Source organism: Xanthomonas sp. NCPPB 2866 (assembly GCF_041475745.2).
GTDB classification, from domain to species: Bacteria; Pseudomonadota; Gammaproteobacteria; order Xanthomonadales; family Xanthomonadaceae; genus Xanthomonas; species Xanthomonas arboricola.
Genome location: NZ_CM192975.1, coordinates 1,835,492 through 1,856,308, shown reverse-complemented (window position 1 = coordinate 1,856,308; position 20,817 = coordinate 1,835,492). Strand labels below are relative to the sequence as shown.

Genomic DNA, 20,817 nt, shown 5'->3' with positions numbered 1-20,817 from the left:
TCGTCATGAGTGCTTCTATTGTCTTGCAGCCCGGCCAGGTCACGCTGGCGCAGTGGCGTGCGCTGTATCGCGGCGCCGACGTCGTGCTGGACGACGCTTGCGCGGCCGCGGTCCTGCGCAGCGCGCAGACGGTGGAGGCCATCGTGGCGCGCGGCGAGCCGGTGTATGGCGTCAATACCGGCTTCGGCAAGCTGGCCAGCGTGCGCATCGAGCGCGAGGACCTGCAGACCCTGCAGCGCAATATCGTGCTCTCGCACGCCGCCGGGGTCGGCGAGCCCACGCCGGTGCCGGTGGTGCGGCTGATGATGGCGCTCAAGCTCACCAGCCTGGCCCAGGGTGCCTCGGGCGTGCAGCCGCAGACGCTGGCGTTGCTGGACGCGATGCTGCGCCAGGGCATCACGCCGGTGGTGCCGTGCCAGGGCTCGGTCGGTGCCTCCGGCGATCTGGCACCGCTGTCGCACCTGGCCGCGGTGATGATCGGCGTCGGCGAAGCCTTCGTCGGCGGGCAACGCCTGCCTGCCGCCGACGCTCTGGCGCAAGCGCAGCTGCAGCCACGCGTGCTGGGCGCCAAGGAAGGCCTGGCGCTGCTCAACGGCACCCAGTTCTCCACCGCCTGCGCCTTGGCCGGCCTGTTCGAGATCGAAACCGTGCTGCAGGCCGCGTTGGTCACCGGCGCGCTGTCGGTGGAAGCGGCCAAGGGCTCGGACACGCCGTTCGATGCGCGCATCCATGCCTTGCGTGGCCAACCGGGGCAGATCGCCACCGCTGCCGCGCTGCGCGCGCTGATGGCCGATTCGAGCATCCGCGAATCGCACCGGCTCGGCGATGTGCGTGTGCAGGATCCGTACTGCCTGCGCTGCCAGCCGCAGGTGATGGGCGCGGCGCTGGACATCATGCGTCAGGCCGCACGCACGTTGGAGATCGAGGCCAATGGCGTCTCGGATAACCCGCTGGTGTTCAGCGATACCGGCGAGGCGTTGTCCGGCGGCAACTTCCACGCCGAGCCGGTGGCCTTCGCGGCCGACATGCTGGCGATGGCGGTCTGCGAAATCGGCTCGATCAGCGAACGCCGCACCGCGATGCTGGTTGACCCGGCCTTGTCGGGCCTGCCGGCGTTCCTCACCCCGCGCCCGGGCCTGAATTCCGGCTTCATGATTCCGCAGGTCACCGCTGCGGCCCTGGTGTCGGAAAACAAGCAGCGTGCGTATCCGGCCAGTGTCGATTCGATCCCGACCTCGGCCAATCAGGAAGATCATGTGTCGATGGCCGCGCATGGCGCGCGGCGTCTGCTGGCGATGACCGAGAACGCCGCGCACGTGATCGGCATCGAATTGCTGGCGGCCGTGCAAGGCTGCGACTTCCATGCGCCGCTGCGCTCCAGCGCCGCGCTGGAAGCCGCGCGCGCCCTGCTGCGCGCGCAGGTGCCGACCCTGCAGGACGACCGCTATTTCCATCCCGACATGCTGGCGGCCAGTGCGTTGGTGCGTTCGGGCGCGCTCGCGCAGGCGGTCGCCATCGCCTTGCCAGGCGTGGAGCAGCACGCATGACGCGCCACCTCGCAGCCGCTGGAATGAGCTCGGCAGCGTGGTGTCCGCGCGTGCAAGGTCTCGCGTCACTGCCGAGCGCGCATCTGCGCGACGAACATGCACTGCGGCCGATACGCGCGCGCGGACTGCTTGCGCGTCAGGCCGTGGTGCGCGCCGGCCGGATGCAGGCACGACATCGTCGCGTCCTGACGATCGCACCAGCACAAGGCGCACCGCGATGAGTGCCCTGCCCTGGCTCGAGATCCACCGCGGCGATGCGCCGCTGATCCTCAGCTTCCCGCATACCGGCACCGAGCTGCCCGAGGAGATGGTCGACCAGTTCGTCTCGCCCTGGTTGGCACGCCGCGATGCCGATTGGTGGGTGCATCAGCTGTACGACTTCGCGCAATCGCTCGGCGCCACCACCGTGCGCACCGCGATCTCGCGCTCGGTGATCGACGTCAACCGCGATCCCAGCGGAGCGTCCCTGTACCCGGGCCAGAACACCACCGGCCTGTGCCCGCTGACCACCTTCGACAACCAGCCGCTGTATGCCGACGGCGCAGAACCCGACCAAGCGCAGATCGCCCGGCGCCGCACGCAGTGGTTCGACCCCTATCACGCTGCGCTCGCTGCCGAGATCGCGCGCCTGCGCACGCAGCACGCCAGCATCGTGGTCTACGACGCGCATTCGATCCGCTCGCATATTCCGCATCTGTTCGATGGCGAGCTGCCGCAGTTCAACATCGGCAGCAACGACGACCGCAGTTGCGATCCGGCCCTGGCCGATGCCGTGGAGCAGCTATGCCGCAGCAGCGGCTCGAGCACCGTGCGCAACGGGCGCTTCAAGGGCGGCTGGATCACACGCCACTATGCGCAGCCAGGGCATGGCGTGCATACGCTGCAGATGGAGCTGGCGTGCCGCGGCTACATGCGCGAGCCGGACACCATCACCCCGCAGAACTGGCCCACGCCCTGGCTCCCCGCGCATGCGGTCGCACTACGCGCAGTGCTGCGTCACGTGCTGCTGGCCTGCCTGCAGTTTGCCAATACCACCGCTCACTCCTCCGCCACCACGCCGCCTGCGGCGCACCGTTGATTGCAAGGAAACCGGCATGACCCGTCACGATGCAACCCGCGTCATCCGCGCCGCCACCGGCACCACGCTTACCGCAAAAAGCTGGCTCACCGAAGCGCCGCTGCGCATGCTGATGAACAACCTGGACCCGGACGTGGCCGAGCGTCCGCAGGAACTGGTGGTCTATGGCGGGATCGGCCGCGCCGCGCGCGACTGGGAATCCTTCGATGGGATCGTCGCCGCGCTGACGCGCCTGGACGACGACCAGACCCTGCTGGTGCAGTCCGGCAAGCCGGTCGGGGTGTTCCGCACGCATGCCGATGCGCCGCGCGTGCTGATCGCCAACTCCAACCTGGTGCCGCGCTGGGCCAGCTGGGAGCATTTCAACGAACTCGATCGCAAGGGTCTGGCGATGTACGGCCAGATGACCGCCGGCAGCTGGATCTACATCGGCGCGCAAGGCATCGTGCAAGGCACCTACGAAACCTTCGTGGAAATGGGCCGCCAGCATTACGGCGGCAGCCTGGCCGGCAAGTGGCTGTTCACCGGTGGCCTGGGCGGCATGGGCGGCGCGCAGCCGCTGGCCGCGGTGATGGCCGGCGCCTCGTGCCTGGCGGTGGAATGCCGCCGTTCCAGCATCGACATGCGCCTGCGCACCGGCTACCTGGACACCTGGACCGACGACCTGGACGAAGCGCTGCGCCTGATCGAGGAATCGTGCACGGCGAAGAAGCCGCTGTCGGTCGGCCTGCTCGGCAATGTCGCAGACGTGCTGGACGAGCTGCTGCTACGCGGGGTCAAGCCGGACCTGCTGACCGACCAGACCTCCGCGCACGACCCGATCAACGGCTACCTGCCGCAGGGCTGGACGGTGGAGGAATGGGACGCGAAACGCGTGAGCGCGCCGAAGGCGGTGGAAGCGGCCGCGCGCGACTCGATGGCCAACCACATCCGCGCCATGCTCACCTTCCACGCACTCGGCGTGCCCACCGTGGATTACGGCAACAACCTGCGCCAGATGGCGCTGGAGGCCGGCGTCGACAATGCGTTCGACTTCCCCGGCTTCGTGCCCGCCTATATCCGGCCGCTGTTCTGCCGTGGCATCGGCCCGTTCCGCTGGGTCGCGCTCAGTGGCGATCCGGACGACATCGCCAAGACCGATGCCAAGGTCAAGGAGCTCATTCCCGACGATGCGCATCTGCACCGCTGGCTGGACATGGCTGCCGAAAAGATTGCCTTCCAGGGCCTGCCTGCGCGGATCTGCTGGGTCGGTCTGGGCGACCGCCATCGGCTCGGCCTGGCCTTCAATGCGATGGTGCGCAGCGGTGAATTGAAGGCGCCGGTGGTGATCGGCCGCGATCATCTGGATTCGGGCAGCGTCGCCTCGCCCAACCGCGAAACCGAAGCCATGGCCGACGGTTCGGATGCGGTCTCCGACTGGCCGCTGCTCAACGCCTTGCTCAACACCGCGTCCGGCGCGACCTGGGTGTCGCTGCATCACGGCGGCGGCGTCGGCATGGGCTTCTCGCAGCACGCCGGCATGGTCATCGTCTGCGACGGCAGCGAGGCAGCCGACAGACGCCTGGAGCGCGTGCTCTGGAACGACCCGGCCACCGGCGTGATGCGCCACGCCGATGCCGGCTACGCCATCGCCACCGACTGCGCGAAGCAAAAAGGCCTGGATTTGCCGGGCATTCTCGGCTGAGGATTCTCGGCCCCGGCTGTTTCGCCGACCGCGTGCACGCCGTATGTGGTCGGCATGCAGCACGCGGAGATCACCGGTTGTGAGCGCACCATCCGCAGCAGGCGACGACGATCCGCCGCGTTCTGCCGGCGGCTTCCAGCTCCATCACGGTCTACTTGCAGGCCGATGCAGCAGCGGCCAGCAATGCGCTGTCATCGAGCACCGGTGCCGCCCCGCTTGCTGGATAGGCGGCTGCGATCGCCTTCGCCGCGCGATCGGCGTCCGCCTGGATGTACCACTGCGACGACGGCGGCAGCGAACGCCCGCGCACCGCCTGCTCGAAGCGATACTGTCCCCAGTAGATCGCCAACGGCTCTTCCAGCGCGTTGAGCGGGTTACGCAAGGTGGCCGCACCCGGACACAGCCGCACGAAGTTGGCAGCGAGCATGCGTTTGCGCGCCGATGGCTGCCCCGCAGACAGGTAGTGACTCAATTCATGCAACACGATCGGCGCCCAGTCCATCGAGGCCGTGCCGGTACGCGCATCATGCTGCGAATACAGCAGCATCGTGCGTCCGCGCACCTTGGCCTGGGTGGTGTCCGGCTCCGGCCACCAGACGAATGTTGCCTGGAATACCGCAGGCTCCGGCACTGCAAAGAACGCCCGCATCTGCGCTGCCAACCGCGAGACGGCGGGCTTGGACAGTTCCTCGCCCAGCTCGCGCGCCTGTTGCTCGAAACGCGGTGCAACGGCGACCAGGTGCCTGGCGCGCGGAACGAAGCGGGCAAAATACGCGCGTAACATCGCCTGGTCGTCTGCCGACTGCTCGGCAATGGCGGCGTCCGCTGAGGCCTCGAATCCCGCATTCCCGAGGAAATGCCGGGAGAAAGGATCTACCTCACGGGTGGCATCTGGCGCAAACACACGGTCGAGCACCTCCGGATCGTCGTCCTTTGCCAGCCCCGAGGTGCGCCGACGGAAATCTGCGTAGGCCACAAGCGCTGCACGATCGGCCGGGTCCAGCCCGCCATGGGTTTCGAAATAGCTGCGATACACGGGCGCCGTATAGCCCGGCAACCAGTCCGACAGGTTATCCAGCAGGTTGAACAGGTCCGTGGCCTCGCTGTAATCCACCTGCACGGGTGCCGATGACGGCATGGCCGGCGCGGCCTGCACGGTGGCACACATCACGACCCAGATCAGTCCGGCTGAGCGGACGCGCCGCAGCGTTGGCGGCCAGCGATCGATCCATCTGCGCATTCAAGGCTCCGGGCTGGCGGGTGCGCTGATTCGAGCATGCCGGGATACCGCCCGCCACGTGCCTTTGGTCAGGGGGCGCGACAGCTTCCGGCGTCGGGTTGCAAGCGAGGACATCGTTGCCCATCACATTCTCGGCGATTGCCCTCAAGTCCGCCGCGTGCAGGCCGACAAGGTATGCAACGTTTCGAGGACTCTCCATGGGCATCTTGATCTACCTGGTGCCTGCATTCGCGCTCTGGGCGCTGATTGCCACCGTGCTGGCGTTCGTGCGTGGCCGGCAGCTGCGCGCCGAATCCGGCCAGCTCGCCAGCACCCAGGACAGCCTTGCCCGCTACCAGGCCGCGCTCTCGCAGGCGAAGGCGCGTGCGGCCGCCAGCGTGCTGGAGCTGGAATCGCTGCAGCGCAGCTACACCGTCCTCAAGCAATCGCTGGAGCAGCAGGAACAGACGGCCGCCGAACAGGCGCCGGCTGCCGACAGCCAGGTGATTCCGATGGTGATGGTGCAGCGGCTGGATATCGCCAACGAGATCGGCACGTTGTTCGCGCACGTCGCACGGGTGGCACGCAGCCTGCGCCGCTACAGCGCCTACAGCCGCGGCCACACCGCGCCGGAACCGGCCACCGCCCGTTACGACCTGCATTGGCTGGCCGATTGCCTGCACAGCTTCGACCAGATCGGCTATGCCCTGTTGCGCGGCAACGTCGCGGCGCTGATCACCGCCTGCCAGGACCTGTTGTCGATGTACGACCACTATCTGAAGGACGGGTCCGGCTACAACAGCCGCGACACCTTCCAGCGGCTGAGCAGCGATGTGCCGCTGTCGGATGCCACCGATGCCATCCGCTCGATCATCGTCAAGGCGACGCTGGCGCAGGATGTGCGTGATGCGGTGATTGAGGATGCGGTTGCGGCTAACGTTGGGTGAGTTGGGAATCGGGAATCGGGAATCGGGAATCGGGAATCGGGAATCGGGAATCGGGAATCGGGAATCGTAAGAGCGTGGGTGCGGGGTTCTGTTGGGTCAACAGGTAGATGCATGCTGTTTGACCGCTTCCCGATGCAGCGAGTGCTGTGATGCGATTGCCCATAAAAAAAGCGCACCGCTTGGGGTGCGCTTTTTCGTTTCAGGCCTCGGGAATGGCCGGCTTGCCTTGGTTGGCGAGCTTGGTCCCTGCCTGCGTCATGGTGCCTGCTGCGGCAGCGCGTAGGCCACCACGGCATCGCCTGCGGGCGTTTCCATGAAGTGGTGGCCGCCGGCCATGATCACCAGATACTCGCGGCCGTTGTAGGCGTAGACCATCGGGTTGGCCTGGCCGCCGGCCGGCAGCTTGGCGTGCCACAGCTCCTTGCCGGTGGACAGATCGATGGCGCGGATCAGGTCGTCGGTTGCGGCGGCAATGAAAATCAAGCCACTGGCCGTCACCACCGAACCGCCGTTGTTGGGCGTGCCAATCTCGATCGGCAGACCAGAGCGGATGCCGAACGGACCATTGCCGCGTGCGCTGCCGAACGGGCGGTCCCAAAGGGTCTTGCCGCTGGCCAGATCGATCGCACGGATGCCGCCATATGGCGGCTGCTTGCACAGCAGCTTGGTGAACGGCAGACGCCAGCCGGCGTTGACGTTGATCGCATACGGCGTACCGGCCTGCGGATCGCCCGCGCCTTCTGCGCCACCGGCATCGCCGCGCACTTCATCGCGCGGTGCCCAGCCCAGTTTGTCGGCCTTGGCGCGCGGCACCAGCAGGTTGTAGTTGGGCATGTCGTTGTAGTTGGCCACGATCACGCCGCGCTGCGGATCCACCGACACGCTGCCCCAGTCCGAACCACCGTTGTAGCCGGGGTATTCGATCGAATGGCGGTCGGCTTCCGGCGGCGTGTAGATGCCCTTGTAGCTGGCCTTGCGGAACTGGATACGGCAGACCAGCTGATCGATCGGCGTCATCCCCCACATGTCGCGCTCGGTCAGATCCGGCTTGCGCAGCGTGTGGTACAGCGAAAACGGCTGCGTCTTGGCACGCATCTGCGGCTCCACGCCACCGCCTGGCACTGCGCGTTCTTCCACGCCCACCAGCGGCTTGCCGGTACGCCGATCCAGCACGTACAACTCGCCCTGCTTGCTCGGCAACAACACCGCCGGCACGTTGACGCCGTCCTTGGGGAAGTCGATCAGGCTCGGCTGCGAGCCCAGGTCGTAATCCCACGCATCGATATGCGTGGTCTGGAAATTCCACACCGGCTTGCCGGTGGTGACATCCAGCGCCACCAGCGAGGTCGCGTAGCGATTCTCCTGCGGCGTGCGCGAGCTGCTCCAGTAATCGGCGGTGGAGTTGCCCATCGGCAGATACACATAGCCCAGCTGTTCGTCGGCCGCGGCGGTGGTCCACATGTTCGGCGTGCCACGCGTCCAGGTCTGGCCCGGCGGCGGTGCGCCGTTCCAGTCCGGATGGGTCATGTCCCAGGCCCAGCGCAATTGGCCGGTCACCGCATCGAAACCTTCGATCACACCGGACGGCTCGTAACGCTTCTGCCCGTCCAGCACCTGATGGCCGGTGACCACCACCCCGCGCACGATGGCGGGCGGCGAATTGATCGACACATAGCCCGGCGGCGTCTGCCCCATGCCGACGGTGATGTCGACCTGGCCGTTGTTGCCGAAATCCGTGCACGGCTTGCCGCTACGCGCATCCAGCGCGATCAGGCGGCCATCCAGCGTGCCTTCGATGATGCGCGTGCGGCACAGCGGCGCCCCCTCCGCTGCCACTGCTGCGGCGGCGTCGTTGGCTGCCACCGGCACCTGGTAGTACGACACACCGCGGCAGGCGGCCGTATACGGAATCGCCTCGTCCTTGACCTTGGGATCGTAACGCCAACGCTCCTTGCCACTGGCGGCATCCAGCGCGATCACCTGATTGCGCGCAGTACACAGATACAGGCTGTCGCCCACCTTCAGCGGCGTGGTTTCCGCACCCCAGCGCTTGCTCGGCAGGTCGCCGGTGTGGAAGACCCAGGCCTGCTTCAATTGCGCAACGTTGTCGCGGTTGATCTGCTGCAACGGCGAATAGCGCTGCCCGGCCTGGCTGCGTCCATACGCGGCCCAGTCGTCGTCGGCAGGCGCATTGCCCGGCTGCCCGTCGGCGGCGGCCGGCGCTGCAGACGCGCTGCGCTTGACCAGGCTAGCGGCCATGCCGGCGGCGTGTGCCAGCGCACCATCGGCCTCGGTCACCCCAAACGGCACGAACGCCAGCGCGAAGGCCACCACGAACACCGCTGCCAGAACGCCGGCCACGCTGCGCGACACCGCACGCGACACCGGGCGCTCCAGCTTCGGCAGCAGCAGTGCCAGCACGAACGCCAGGCCGACGATCAAGCCCAGCCGCGGTACCCAACGCCAGTAATCGCTGCCCGATTCCCACCACGTCCACGGCAACGTCGCCGCCACCACTGCGGCAAACCACCACGCGCCCGCATTGCGACCGCGAAACAGCAATACGCCGGCGATCAGCAAGGCCGCGCCCGCAGGCGCGTAATACCAGGAGCCGCCCAGCGCGGCCAGCCACACGCCGCCGGCCAGCAGCACGGCGCCCAGCACTCCAATCACGCCTCCCAACGTCGCCAGCGCCCAGTGGCCGCGACGGGAAGGACGATGCAATGTCGTCATCAGTTGTTCCTCTTCGATCTGCGGCGACGCAACGCCGCCGCACCACCCCCAACCTTCGACCCGCCGCGGTGAAAAAACCGCGTTCTTTGCGAACGCCGTCGAAAAACACTGCGTTGCAGATGTCACCGCGTGCAATAAAAAACGCCGGCTGTGCGCCGGCGTTTTTCTTCAGCTGCGTTGCTCGCCTGCTGCGATCACGCTTCGGTCGGTGGCAGGTCGCCCGTGCTTGCTGCCGGTGCAACCGCTGCATCGTCCAGCACATCCTCTGCCTCATCCAGCGAGGCATCCAGGCGTTCGACCGCCTGCAGCTTTTCGCCCTTGGACAAGCGGATCAAGGTCACGCCCTGGGTATTGCGACCCACGCGCGAGATCTCCGAACCGCGGGTGCGCACCAGCGTACCGCCATCGGAAATCAGCAGCACTTCGTCGGTGGCGCCCAGCAGCACCGCACGCACCAGCTTGCCGTTGCGCTCGGTGGTCTGGATGCCGATCACGCCCTGCGTACCGCGGCCCTTGCGCGGGTACTCGGTCAGCGGGGTGCGCTTGCCGTAGCCGTTCTCGGTGGCGGTGAGGATGTAGGCCATGTCGTCGCTCTCGGCGACGTCGATCACTTCCGCCTCGACACCGTCCGTGCTCTCCACCACGTCCTCGACACCCTCGTCCTCGACATCGCCTTCGATGCCGCCGGCGCGCTCGGCCACGATCAGGCTGACCACTTCTTCGCCCTTGGTCAGACGGATGCCGCGCACGCCGGTGGCGGTACGGCCCATCGAACGCACGGTGGATTCGCCAAAGCGCACGGTCTTGCCGTTGGAGGCGAACAGCAACACGTCGCGGTCGCCATCGGTCAAGGCCACACCGACCAGCGCATCACCCTCGTCGAGGTTGATCGCGATCTTGCCGCGTGCCAGCCGGAACGCGAATTCGCTCAGCGGGGTCTTCTTGACCGTGCCGTTGCGCGTGGCAAAGAACACATAGCGGTTGTCAGCGTATTCGCGCACCGGCAGCACCGCCTGCACACGCTCGCCGGGTTCCAGCGGAATCCAGTTGATGATCGGACGGCCACGCGCATTGGAGCCGGCCTCCGGCAACTGGTACACCGGCAGCCAGAACACCTTGCCGCTGCTGGTGAAGGTCAGCAGCGTGTCGTGCGTATTGACTAGCCACAGCTGGTCGATGAAATCCTCTTCCTTGGTCGCCGCCGCCGACCGGCCACGGCCACCACGGCGCTGCGCACGATACGCGCTCACCGGCTGGCGCTTGGCATAGCCGGCATGCGAGAGCGTCACCACCACGTCTTCCGGCGAAATCAGGTCCAGGATGTCCAGATCTTCTTCGCTGTGACGGATCTCGGTGCGGCGTTCGTCGCCGTACTCCTCGCGGATGTTGATCAGCTCGTCGCGGATCACCTGCAGCAGCACGTCCGGGTTTTCCAGGATGCGGATCAGGCCCTGGATGACCTCGAGCAACTGCTTGTACTCGTCGGTCAGCTTTTCCTGCTCCAACCCGGTCAGGCGATGCAGGCGCATTTCCAGGATCTGCGAGGCCTGCACTTCACTGAGCTGATAGAAGCCGTTGGCCAGGCCCACGCCCGGGGCCAGATCTTCCGGCTTGGAGGCTTCGGCACCGGCGGCGCCCAGCAGCGCACCGACCAGACCCGGTTCCCAGGTCTTGGCCAGCATGCGCTCGCGCGCTTCCTGCGGGTTGGCCGAGGTCTTGATCAGCTCGATCATCTCGTCGATGTTGGCCAACGCGACGGTCAGGCCTTCCAGCACGTGCGCACGCGCACGCGCCTTGCGCAGTTCAAAGATGGTGCGGCGGGTGACCACTTCGCGGCGGTGGCGGATGAACGCCTGCAGCATCTGCTTGAGGTTCATCAACTGCGGGCGGCCGTCGATCAGCGCCACCATGTTGATACCGAACACCGACTCCATCTGGGTCTGCTGATACAGGTTGTTGAGCACAACCTCGGCCGACTCGCCGCGCTTGACCTCGATGTAGATGCGCATGCCGTCCTTGTCGGACTCGTCGCGCAGCTCGCTGATGCCTTCGAGCTTCTTTTCCTTGACCAGCTCGGCGATCTTCTCGATCAGCCGCGCCTTGTTCACCTGATACGGAATCTCGGTGACGATGATCGCTTCGCGGCCGTTGTCGGCCACTTCCACATCGGCCTTGGCGCGCATGCGCACGCGGCCACGGCCGGTGCGGTAACCGGCAGCGATGCCGGCGGTGCCGTTGATGATGCCGGCGGTGGGGAAATCCGGGCCGGGGATGTATTCCATCAGGCCTTCGACATCCAGCTCCGGCGTGTCGATCAAGGCGATGCAGGCGTTGATCGCCTCGGTCAGATTGTGCGGCGGGATATTGGTGGCCATGCCCACCGCGATACCGGCCGAGCCGTTGACCAGCAGGCTCGGGAACCGGGTCGGCATGACCGTCGGTTCCTGTTCCTTCTCGTCGTAATTGGGCTGGAAATCGACGGTTTCCTTGTCGATGTCGGCCATCAGCTCATGCGCCAGCCGCGACATGCGCGACTCGGTGTAACGCATCGCCGCGGCGGAGTCGCCATCGACCGAACCGAAGTTACCCTGGCCGTCCACCATCATGTAGCGCAGCGAGAATGGCTGCGCCATGCGCACCAGCGTGTCGTACACCGACTGGTCGCCGTGCGGGTGGTATTTACCGATGACGTCGCCGACGATACGCGCCGACTTGAAGTAGGCCTTGTTGCTGTGTGCACCCAGCTCGTGCATGGCGTACAGGACGCGACGGTGCACGGGTTTGAGGCCATCACGGGCATCGGGGAGTGCGCGGCCCACGATCACGCTCATCGCGTAATCGAGATAGCTCTTGCGCATCTCGTCTTCCAGATTGACCTGGATGATTTCCTTGGCGGTTTCTGCCATTCGGGTTCCGTAAGTGAGGTGGCGGGCGAGCCGGAAAGCCGCGTCGGGGGCGCCCTGACAACAGGCTGCCGACCCCACGCTCCCGCCGATCGATTCAAGCCCCGGATTGTATCACGAAGGGGCACCACGATGCCGCCGGTTTACCGGCCAGAAACAAGCACTTGCAGGATTTTGGCGGGGCGATGCGGCGATAGTGCGCCGCACTGGCCTCAGCCGCCGAACGCCGCCTGCATGCGCGCCAGGTCCGGCTGCGCGATCACCCCGCGTTCGGTGACGATCGCATCGATCAGGCTGCCGGGGGTGACATCGAACACCGGGTTCCAGGCGTTGATGCCATCGGCCACCGTGCGCACGCCGCCGACCCCGAACAATTCGCCCGGATCGCGCTGCTCGATCTCGATCTGATCGCCGCTGGCGGTGTCCATGTCCACCGTGGACGACGGTGCCACCACCATGAACTTGACGCCGTGGTGGCGCGCGGCGATCGCCAGCTGATAGGTGCCGATCTTGTTGGCGGTATCGCCGTTGGCGCAGATGCGGTCGGCGCCGACGATGACCCACTGCACCAGCCCGGACTTCATCAGATGCGCAGCGGCCGAATCGGCGATCAGGGTCGCGTCGATGCCATCCTGCTGCAGCTCCCACACGGTCAGGCGCGCGCCCTGCAACCACGGCCGGGTCTCGCCGGCAAACACCTTGGCGATGCGCTGCTGCGCCATGCCGGCACGGATCACGCCCAGCGCGGTGCCGAAGCCGGCGGTGGCCAGCGAACCGGTATTGCAATGGGTCAGCACGCCGCTGCCGGTCTCGATCAACGACGCACCCAGCGCGCCCATATGCCGGTTGGCCGCCAGGTCTTCGTCGGCGATGGCCTGCGCCTCGCGCGCGATCACCTCGCGCCAGTCGGCGCCGGCAGCGCCCAGCACGCGACGCATGCGCATCAGCGCCCAAGCCAGGTTGACCGCGGTCGGACGCGCGGCATTGAGCCGCAACAGCGCCGGTTCGAGCTTCTGCAGGGCCGCACTGCCGTCGTCGGCAACGATGTCGCGCGCGGCCAGCACCACGCCCCACCCGGCCGCAATGCCGATCGCGGGCGCGCCGCGTACGGCCAGCGAATGGATCGCCTCGGCCACGGCATCGCTGGTGTCGCAACGCACATGCTCGACCACGAAGGGCAGCTTGCGCTGGTCGAGCAGTTCCAGGGCATCGCCCGTCCACAGCAGCGGGCGGATATGGTCGTAGCGGGCGTAATCGATATGGGCGCTGTCGTTCATCCGGACATTGTAAAGCGCGCGGGCAGCCCAGTCAGTGGCCGCAGCGCTCGGCCCGCCGGCGATGCCGCAAACCGAACTGGTCAAGTGCGCGGTGCCCGCACCGCGCCAGAACGTTGGCCGGCCGCTTCTTGCAAACCTACACGGAAGTATTTGCGGCGTGTCCCGCGATGGTGGGCAGGCAAAGGTCCCGCAGCCAGGCCGCGGATCGCCCGCTCCACGCCTGATGCATCCGCACCCCGTTCAATCACATCTCAGGACAACCGAAAGCTTGAGCGTCTCAGTCGACGATGAACTCGGCGCGGCAGCCGTCGTTGACCCACACGCCGTCGCGGCTCCAGCCCCAGGTCTGGCCTTCCACGCATTCCTTCTTGGAGATCTGCCGGCCCACACGCACCTGGCGCTCCACCGAGATCCCGCAGGTGCGGCGTGCGCCCTTCTTCGATTCGCAGGTCACCATGCGTGGCATGGCCACGAACCCGGAACCGTCCTCGGCAGCGACCTCGAATTCGCCATCGCAGCCGCGCGAGACCCAGATTTCGTTACGGCGCGCACCCCAGCTGCGGCCTTCCTTGCACGGCCACACCGAGCGCTGGCGCAGCAGGCGCACAGGCGCACCACGCAGCACCACCGGGCATACCACCTTGCCGCCGTTGGAATCGCAGCGCACCACGCGGCGCATCTGCGGAGCGCTCAGCGCCCGTGCGGTCGCAAACTCTGCACGGCAGCCCTGTTCGACCCAGACGCCACCGCGTTCGATGTCCCACTCGCTGCCACGGATGCAACTGGTCTCGGACAGCTGGCGTACCAGCTGGACGCCGTGCTCGGTATCCATCGCACAATGCACGCGCGCCATGTCCTTGGACTCGCAGCGCACCACGCCGGCGGCGCGATCCGCTGCACGCGCATCGGCCAGCATCAGCAGCGGCAAGCACCACAAACCGCATAAGCTGATCAGCCACTTCATGCCGACAATCCTCACCCAAACACACTCTGCGCCGCGCCCCCGTGGACGCCACGATGAGAGCATCATCGATGTGAAGATAGCAATACGGTGGCGATGACAGCGGGATGGCAACGGGCGCGCGCCCGGTGCCGCGCAGACACTGGGTACCGCCGTGGGTCAGGCGCGGGCGAAGGCGAAGGCCAGCACATCGGCAATCTGCGTGGTGCCACGCATGGCCATCAACAGCCGGTCCACACCGACCGCCACCCCCGCGCAATCGGGCAGTTGCGACAACACCGTCAGCAGCCGCTCATCCACCGGCAGCTGCGGCAATCCGCGCGCCGCACGCACCGCGTTGTCGCGCATGAAACGCGCCCGCTGCTCCTGCGCATCGTTGAGCTCGTGGTACCCGTTGGCGACCTCGTAGGCGCCCAGATACAGCTCGAAGCGCTCAGCCACCGGCGGCTCGTCGGGGCGGATGCGCGCCAACGCGCACTGGCTGGCAGGCCAGTCGTGCACCACGGTCAGCGTGTCGCTGGCAAAGCCCGGCTGGAGGCGATGGGTCATCAGCAGATCCAGCCAGTCGTCGCGGGTCAGGCCATCCGGATCGATGGCGATGTCGTGTAGCGGTGCGCGCAGCGTTTCGATCGGATCGCGCAACGGGTCGATGCCCAGCGCCTGCACGAACAGCGCGCGATAGCTCAGCACCTGCACCTGCGCCTGGCGCCCGACCAGCGCAAGCGCGCGGCGCACCAACTCAACGGTCTCCTGCGCCAGGGCGCGATCGTCCCAACCCACTCGGTACCACTCGAGCATGCTGAACTCGGGATTGTGGCGGCCGCCGGCCTCGCCATTGCGGAACACCCGCCCCAGCTCGTAGCAATCGCCCACCCCGGCCGCCAGCAGCCGCTTGAGCGGATATTCCGGCGAGGTGCGCAACCAGCGCACCGGCGCGCCGGCATCGACATGGCCGCTGAAGCGCGTGCTGAAACTGTCGATATTCGGCTCGGTGTTGCCGGCCTCCGACAGCACCGGCGTCTCCACTTCCAGCACGTCGCGCTCGGCGAAGAAATCGCGGATCAGCGCGTTGAGCCGCGCGCGCAACCGCAACGCGTCCAGATCGACCTGCATCGCAGTCATGGTTGCTGGCCGTGCTCGCCGAGGAAGGCCAGCAAGCGCGCCTCGTCCCAGATCTCCACGCCCAACGACTGCGCCTTGTCCAGCTTGGACCCGGCCTCTTCGCCGGCCACCAGAAACGCGGTTTTCTTGGAGACGCTGCCGGCGACCTTGGCACCCAGCGCTTCCAGCCGTTGCTTGGCCGCATCGCGGGTGAGCGCGGCCAGGGTCCCGGTGATCACCACGGTCTGGCCGTCGAGCGGGCCGGCTTGCAGCGCGTCGGCGTCGGGCAGACGCGACAGCACCGTTTCCATCGCCTGCTGCGCAGCGCTTGCCAAGGCCGCATTTTCCGGCCGCTCCAGCCATTGCAGCAGCGACGCCACCACCGGCGCGGGAACGCCGGCCTGCAACAAGGCATCGGACCCGGCGCTGCGCAGCGCATCGAAGGAGGCCACCGCGGCAGCCAGCTGCTGCGCACGCACCGGCGTCACCTTGGGGATATCCATGTCCTGCAGCACGCTGGCAAAGCTCAGCGCCTCGCGCAGTTTAGGTGATGGCGGATGCGCATCGCCGATGCGCACGCCACGTTGCAGCAGGTCGTCGATGGCCTGCTGATTGCCGGGCTGGTCGAAGAAGTGCCCGAGCGAGCGCGCCACCTCGCCACCGATGTCGGGCACGCGCTTGAACAGCGGCCACGGCAGATGGCGGATCAACTCCAGATCGCCGAACCACGCCGACAAGGCCTTGGCGGTGCTCTCGCCGACATGCTCGATGCCGAGCGCAAACAGGAAACGCTCCAGCGTGGTATCGCGCGATTGCTCGATCGCCTCGATCAGGTTTTCCGCCCATTTGGTGGCGATCTTCTTGCGGTTCCAGTCGAACGCCGGCAGCCCGGCGCGCAACAGATCCGCCTGCCAGGTGTGCGGCGCCTCGCGCTCGCCGGCCAGGTCCACACCGATGCCGACCACGGTGTTTTCCAGCTGGCCGTACGCACCGCTGGCCAGATGCTCGCGCGCCTCGCGCAGGAACGCGTGCGGGCTTTCGGCAGTGCTGATCATGCGCAATTGCAGCAGCTGGTCCACGTTGAGCAGATACAGATCGGCCACGCCCTGCACCACGCCGCTGTCGACCAGCACCTCGATGAATTTTTCGCCCAGGCCATCGACATCCATCGCGCGGCGCGAGACGAAATGCCGGAACGCTTCCTTGCGCTGCGCCGGGCAGGTCAGCTCGCCGGAGCAGCGCCACACCGCCTCGCCTTCCTCGCGCACGATCTCCGACCCGCAGACCGGGCATTGCGTGGGCATCTGCCATGGCTGGGTGCCGGGCGGCCGTTGCTCGGCAACCACGCCGGCCACTTCGGGAATCACATCGCCGGCACGCCGCACGATCACCGTATCGCCCACGCGCACATCCAGCCGCGCGATCTGGTCGGCGTTGTGCAGCGTGGCGTTGGTGACGATCACCCCGGCCACGTGCACCGGCTTGAGCCGCGCCACCGGCGTGGCCGCACCGGTACGGCCGATCTGGATCTCGATCGCCTCCACCGTGGTGGACTGCTCCTGTGCCGGGAACTTGTGCGCGATCGCCCAGCGTGGCGCACGCGAGACAAATCCCATCTCGCGCTGCCCGGCCAGATCGTCGAGCTTGTAGACCACGCCATCGATATCGAACGGCAAGCCGTCGCGCGCCTCACCGATGCGTTGGTAGTACGCCAACAGGCCGTCGCTACCCTGCACCACCTCGACCAGGGCGCTGACCGGGAAACCCCATGCGCGCAACTGCGCCAGGATCGCCGAATGCGTCTGCGGCAACGCACCTTCACTCACTTCGCCCACGCCATACGCAAAGAAACTCAGCGGGCGCTGCGCCGTGATGCGCGCATCCAACTGACGCAGCGAGCCGGCAGCGCCATTGCGCGGATTGGCCAGCACCTTGCCGCCCTGCAGGCGCATCTGCGCGTTGTAGGTCTCGAAGGCGGCGCGCGGCATGTACACCTCGCCGCGCACCTCCAGTACCTGCGGCCAGCCTTCGCCACGCAGGCGCAGCGGAATCGCCTTGACGGTGCGCAGATTGGCGCTGACATCCTCACCGGTGGCGCCGTCGCCCCGCGTTGCGCCCTGCACGAACTCGCCGTTTTCGTAGCGCAGGCTGATCGCCAGGCCATCGAGCTTGGGCTCGGCCGAGAACAGCGGCTGCTTCACCTCCAGCCGCTCGCTGATACGCCGTACGAACTCGGTCACTTCCTCGTCGCTGAAGGCATTGCCCAACGACAGCATCGGCAGGACATGCCGCACCTCGGCAAAGCGCGACGCGGCCAGGTGGCCGACGCGCTGGGTCGGTGAATCGGCGCTGGCCAGCTCCGGGTGCGCCGCCTCCAGGGCCTCAAGTTCACGCATCAGGCGGTCGTAGTCGACGTCGGCCATCTGCGGCTCGTCGAGCACGTGATAGCGGTAGTTGGCGTCCTCGATACGATGACGCAGGGCGTCGATGCGCTGAGCGGGATCCGGGCTGACAGTCATACGATCGCTGGGCTGGCTCTGGGCCGCCCATTCTAACGGGCCATGCCGGTGTGCAAGTGCTGCCGGACCGCCGACCAAATCGCGCGACAGCGAGCCCGGCAGCGATTTCCCGATAGGCAGACAGGCACAAACCCGCTAGCGTGGCGCCCTCTTTGCCTGCTCGCCTGGAGCTCACCGTGCCGTTGCCCGTTTCGCGCCGTTCGTTTCTCAACCTTGCCAGCGTTGGCGTGGCGATCTCCGCACTGGGCCTGGCACCGGCAGCCGAGGCAGCCCGCAAGCGTGCGGCTGCGCCGGCCAAGCCCGGTGTGGCGCCGGCAGCGGGCGCGGTGTTTCTCAATCTCAACGAACATCCGCTCGGCCCCTCGCCCGCCGCAGTGGACGCGGCAACGCGCTCGCTGGCACGTGCAGGCCGCTATCAGTTCGAGATGGAGCAGGACCTGCGCAACCTGATGACCGGCGAGCTGCAACTGCCCGGCGACCATCTGGCGTTCTTTCCCGGCTCCAGGGACGCGCTGCTGCGTGCCGGCAGCCTGTTCACCTCGGCACGTGCCGGGCTGGTGGTGGCCGACCCGAGCTTCGACCCGATCATCGACAGCGCCACCGCCCGCGGCGTGCCGGTACGCAAGGTGCCGCTGCGGGCCGATGGCGCGCACGACGTCAAGGCGATGGCCAAGGCCGACCCGTCCGCCGGCCTGATCTACCTGTGCAACCCCGGCAACGCCAGCGGCGCCATCACCCCGCGCGCCGACATCGAGTGGCTGCTAGCCAACAAGCCGGCTAGCGCAGTGCTGGTGGTCGACGAGGCGTATATCCACTACAGCAACGAGCCGTCCATGGCGGACCTGGTGCGTCAGCGCCAGGACCTGATCGTGCTGCGCAGCTTCTCCAAGCTCTACGGCATGGCCGGCCTGCGCCTGGGCGCCGCGCTGGCGCCGCCGGGGCTGCAGACCAAGCTCGCCAGCCTGGGCAGCAACCCGTTGTCGGTACCGGCAATGGCCGCCGGCATCGCCAGCCTGCGCGACCCGCAGCTGGTGCAGACCCGCCGCGCGGAGAACGCCCGCGTGCGCGACGACACCATCGCCTGGCTCAAGAGCAAGGGCTACACCTGCCTGCCCACGCAGGCCAATTGCCTCCTGCTCGACGTCAAGCGCGACGCTGGCGTGTTCGCCGATTCGATGCAGAAACAGGGCGTCATCGTCGGCCGCAGCTGGCCGATCTGGCCCAAGCGCGTGCGCGTGAGCGTCGGCACCGAGGCGGAGATGCTGCGCTTTCGCGAGGCGTTTACCAAGGCCAAGCGCTGATCGCCAAGCACAGAGTGGCCATCCCTTCCCCTCTCGGGAGAAGGTGCCCCGAAAGGGCGGCTGAGGGTGCGCCTCGGAGATCTACCAACACCTGCAATGACAAACGCGTCGCCACGCGCCGGCAGACCTGGATCACCGACTGCTGCACTGCTTCGCCTCCGCACCCTCACCCCTCTCCCGCCGGAGAGGGGCTTTGATTTCCTATCGCGTGGGAGTTGGAAGCGGCGCGGCAGCATTCGGACGCAGCACGCGCCGGATCCACACGTAGCTGAGCGCAAACGTCAGCGCCATCGACACCGCAATCCACACCAGGAGCTGGCGCAGTATCGGCGGACCCTGAAAGATGCGTGCGTAGTAGCTGGCATCCAACAGCGCGATCGCATGCGGCAGGAAGACAGTGACGATGGGCGTTGGCACTGGCGCAACCAGCAGCGTCACCGCAGCGGCAAACCCGATCGAGCTCCATTGCGCGCGATGTGGGCTTGTCGACGCGCCTTTGCGCAAACGCAGCGCAATCCGCGACACCATCCATAGCAGCGGTGCGGCCAGGATGGCCCACACCGCCAGCAACATCAGCACCGCCAGCGCGCCCTGCAAGCTCCACATCGTTCACCTCACGCTAGAACGCGTCCTGCGGCAGGTCGCGACTCAGACTGCGTATGGATGACTCGCGGTCGGGATGGCTCGCGGTCAATGGCTCGTAATCACTGACTCAGCGACGCTCGATCACCAGCGGTGCGCAATCACCACCCACGCACATCACCAGCAGCGCGCACTTAAAAGCAATACGCACTCACCAGCGCGGCGACTTGGTCAGCGGCGGTGCCTGGTGCTGGCGATCGTAGGCGCGCAGTTCGTCGCGGATATGCGCCACGCGCTGGCGGCCCAGCGCATTGCGGCTGTCGTCCAGCACCACGCCGTCGAGCAGTTCGGCCATGCGCTGCACGGTCGGCAGCATCTTTTCCCAGGCATCCAGCGCGGTCATCGGCGCCGGCAAGGTGAGGAAGAACGCAATCGCCGGGGTCTGCATCTCGCGGATGTTGGCCATGTCGAAGCTGCCGGGCTTGAGGATGCTGGCCATGCTGAAGATCGGCCCGCGCTCCGGGTGCCCCTCCACCAGACGGTGGAAGACATTCATGTGACCGAACACCAGCCCGGTCTTCTCCGCAGCGACCACCACATCTTCGCCGCGCAGCACCTGGCCGGCCTTGGCGGCCACGAACAGCGAGACGATCTTGTCGAAATCCTGGTTAGGCCGCTTGCCGACATCGTTGCCGCCGGCCGCATCGGCATCGTCCAGGTTCAGTTCGCTTTGCTCGGCGCCTTCATTGCGCTCGAACGGGTCGCCGTCCACGCCAGGCTCGCTGGAGATCACCGGCTCGCGGCGCTCGCGCGGCTGCCCGTCGTCCTTGTCGACCCGGCGCCCTTGTGGCGATTTTTTCGGGCGACCAAACAGGAAGATGGCCGCGACCAGCAGCAGTCCAGCGATCAGGATCCCGATCCGGATCATGGCCATGTCGGACATTCAGCGTGCCTCCGCATAAGAG

At 67.0% G+C, this 20,817-nt stretch carries 14 protein-coding genes; 5 read left to right on the top strand and 9 right to left on the bottom strand.

All coding sequences use genetic code 11. The features are described 5' to 3' along the window. Positions 1-5: 5 nt before the first annotated feature. The 3 genes from hutH to hutU all read left to right on the top strand — a co-directional run bounded on the left by hutH (position 6) and on the right by hutU (position 4,309). Complete coding sequence (gene hutH, locus ACCQ04_RS08005; RefSeq protein WP_226426479.1) at positions 6-1,547, top strand: histidine ammonia-lyase; 1,542 nt, start codon at positions 6-8, stop codon at positions 1,545-1,547. A gap of 217 nt (positions 1,548-1,764) precedes the next feature. After that, on the top strand, positions 1,765-2,625 hold the full coding sequence (gene hutG, locus ACCQ04_RS08000) for an N-formylglutamate deformylase (protein WP_226426480.1): 861 nt from the start codon (positions 1,765-1,767) through the stop codon (positions 2,623-2,625). A 16-nt stretch (positions 2,626-2,641) separates the two neighbouring features. Beyond that, complete coding sequence (hutU, locus tag ACCQ04_RS07995; RefSeq protein WP_226426481.1) at positions 2,642-4,309, top strand: urocanate hydratase; 1,668 nt, start codon at positions 2,642-2,644, stop codon at positions 4,307-4,309. A gap of 151 nt (positions 4,310-4,460) precedes the next feature. Here the strand turns inward: hutU and ACCQ04_RS07990 are convergent, their stop codons facing one another. Then, a complete protein-coding gene (locus ACCQ04_RS07990) occupies positions 4,461-5,549 on the bottom strand; it encodes a hypothetical protein (protein WP_104568626.1) in 1,089 nt (362 codons plus the stop codon). A 197-nt stretch (positions 5,550-5,746) separates the two neighbouring features. Between ACCQ04_RS07990 and ACCQ04_RS07985 the strand changes: the two genes are divergently transcribed. After that, a complete protein-coding gene (locus tag ACCQ04_RS07985; RefSeq protein ID WP_226426482.1) occupies positions 5,747-6,475 on the top strand; it encodes a hypothetical protein in 729 nt (242 codons plus the stop codon). A gap of 255 nt (positions 6,476-6,730) precedes the next feature. Here the strand turns inward: ACCQ04_RS07985 and ACCQ04_RS07980 are convergent, their stop codons facing one another. The 6 genes from ACCQ04_RS07980 to ligA all read right to left on the bottom strand — a co-directional run bounded on the left by ACCQ04_RS07980 (position 6,731) and on the right by ligA (position 17,969). After that, complete coding sequence (locus ACCQ04_RS07980) at positions 6,731-9,208, bottom strand: membrane-bound PQQ-dependent dehydrogenase, glucose/quinate/shikimate family (RefSeq protein WP_226426483.1); 2,478 nt, start codon at positions 9,206-9,208, stop codon at positions 6,731-6,733. A gap of 194 nt (positions 9,209-9,402) precedes the next feature. Further along, a complete protein-coding gene (gyrA, locus tag ACCQ04_RS07975) occupies positions 9,403-12,114 on the bottom strand; it encodes a DNA gyrase subunit A (RefSeq protein ID WP_039527948.1) in 2,712 nt (903 codons plus the stop codon). A gap of 209 nt (positions 12,115-12,323) precedes the next feature. Next, positions 12,324-13,388 (bottom strand): S-methyl-5-thioribose-1-phosphate isomerase, encoded by a 1,065-nt coding sequence (mtnA, locus tag ACCQ04_RS07970; protein WP_039812638.1) that lies wholly within the window; start codon positions 13,386-13,388, stop codon positions 12,324-12,326. 277 nt (positions 13,389-13,665) lie between these two features. Next, on the bottom strand, positions 13,666-14,352 hold the full coding sequence (locus tag ACCQ04_RS07965) for a DUF3011 domain-containing protein (RefSeq protein ID WP_024939845.1): 687 nt from the start codon (positions 14,350-14,352) through the stop codon (positions 13,666-13,668). Positions 14,353-14,508: 156 nt separating this feature from the next. After that, the gene (gene epmA, locus ACCQ04_RS07960) at positions 14,509-15,471 is read right to left on the bottom strand and encodes an EF-P lysine aminoacylase EpmA (RefSeq protein WP_226426484.1); all 963 of its coding nucleotides are present in this window, start codon (positions 15,469-15,471) and stop codon (positions 14,509-14,511) included. After that, positions 15,468-17,969, bottom strand: coding sequence for an NAD-dependent DNA ligase LigA (gene ligA, locus ACCQ04_RS07955; RefSeq protein ID WP_226426485.1), 2,502 nt, complete (start codon positions 17,967-17,969; stop codon positions 15,468-15,470). Before ligA ends, epmA begins: the two co-directional genes overlap by 4 nt. 176 nt (positions 17,970-18,145) lie before the next feature. On the opposite strand from ligA, the gene ACCQ04_RS07950 reads away from it, so the two are divergent. Beyond that, positions 18,146-19,270: a pyridoxal phosphate-dependent aminotransferase gene (locus ACCQ04_RS07950; RefSeq protein ID WP_226426486.1), complete on the top strand. Its 1,125-nt coding sequence runs from the start codon at positions 18,146-18,148 to the stop codon at positions 19,268-19,270. Between the two features lie 201 nt (positions 19,271-19,471). Here the strand turns inward: ACCQ04_RS07950 and ACCQ04_RS07945 are convergent, their stop codons facing one another. Then, positions 19,472-19,876, bottom strand: coding sequence for a hypothetical protein (locus tag ACCQ04_RS07945; RefSeq protein ID WP_184380089.1), 405 nt, complete (start codon positions 19,874-19,876; stop codon positions 19,472-19,474). 187 nt (positions 19,877-20,063) lie between these two features. Then, the gene (zipA, locus tag ACCQ04_RS07940) at positions 20,064-20,795 is read right to left on the bottom strand and encodes a cell division protein ZipA (RefSeq protein WP_024939850.1); all 732 of its coding nucleotides are present in this window, start codon (positions 20,793-20,795) and stop codon (positions 20,064-20,066) included. Positions 20,796-20,817 lie beyond the last annotated feature (22 nt).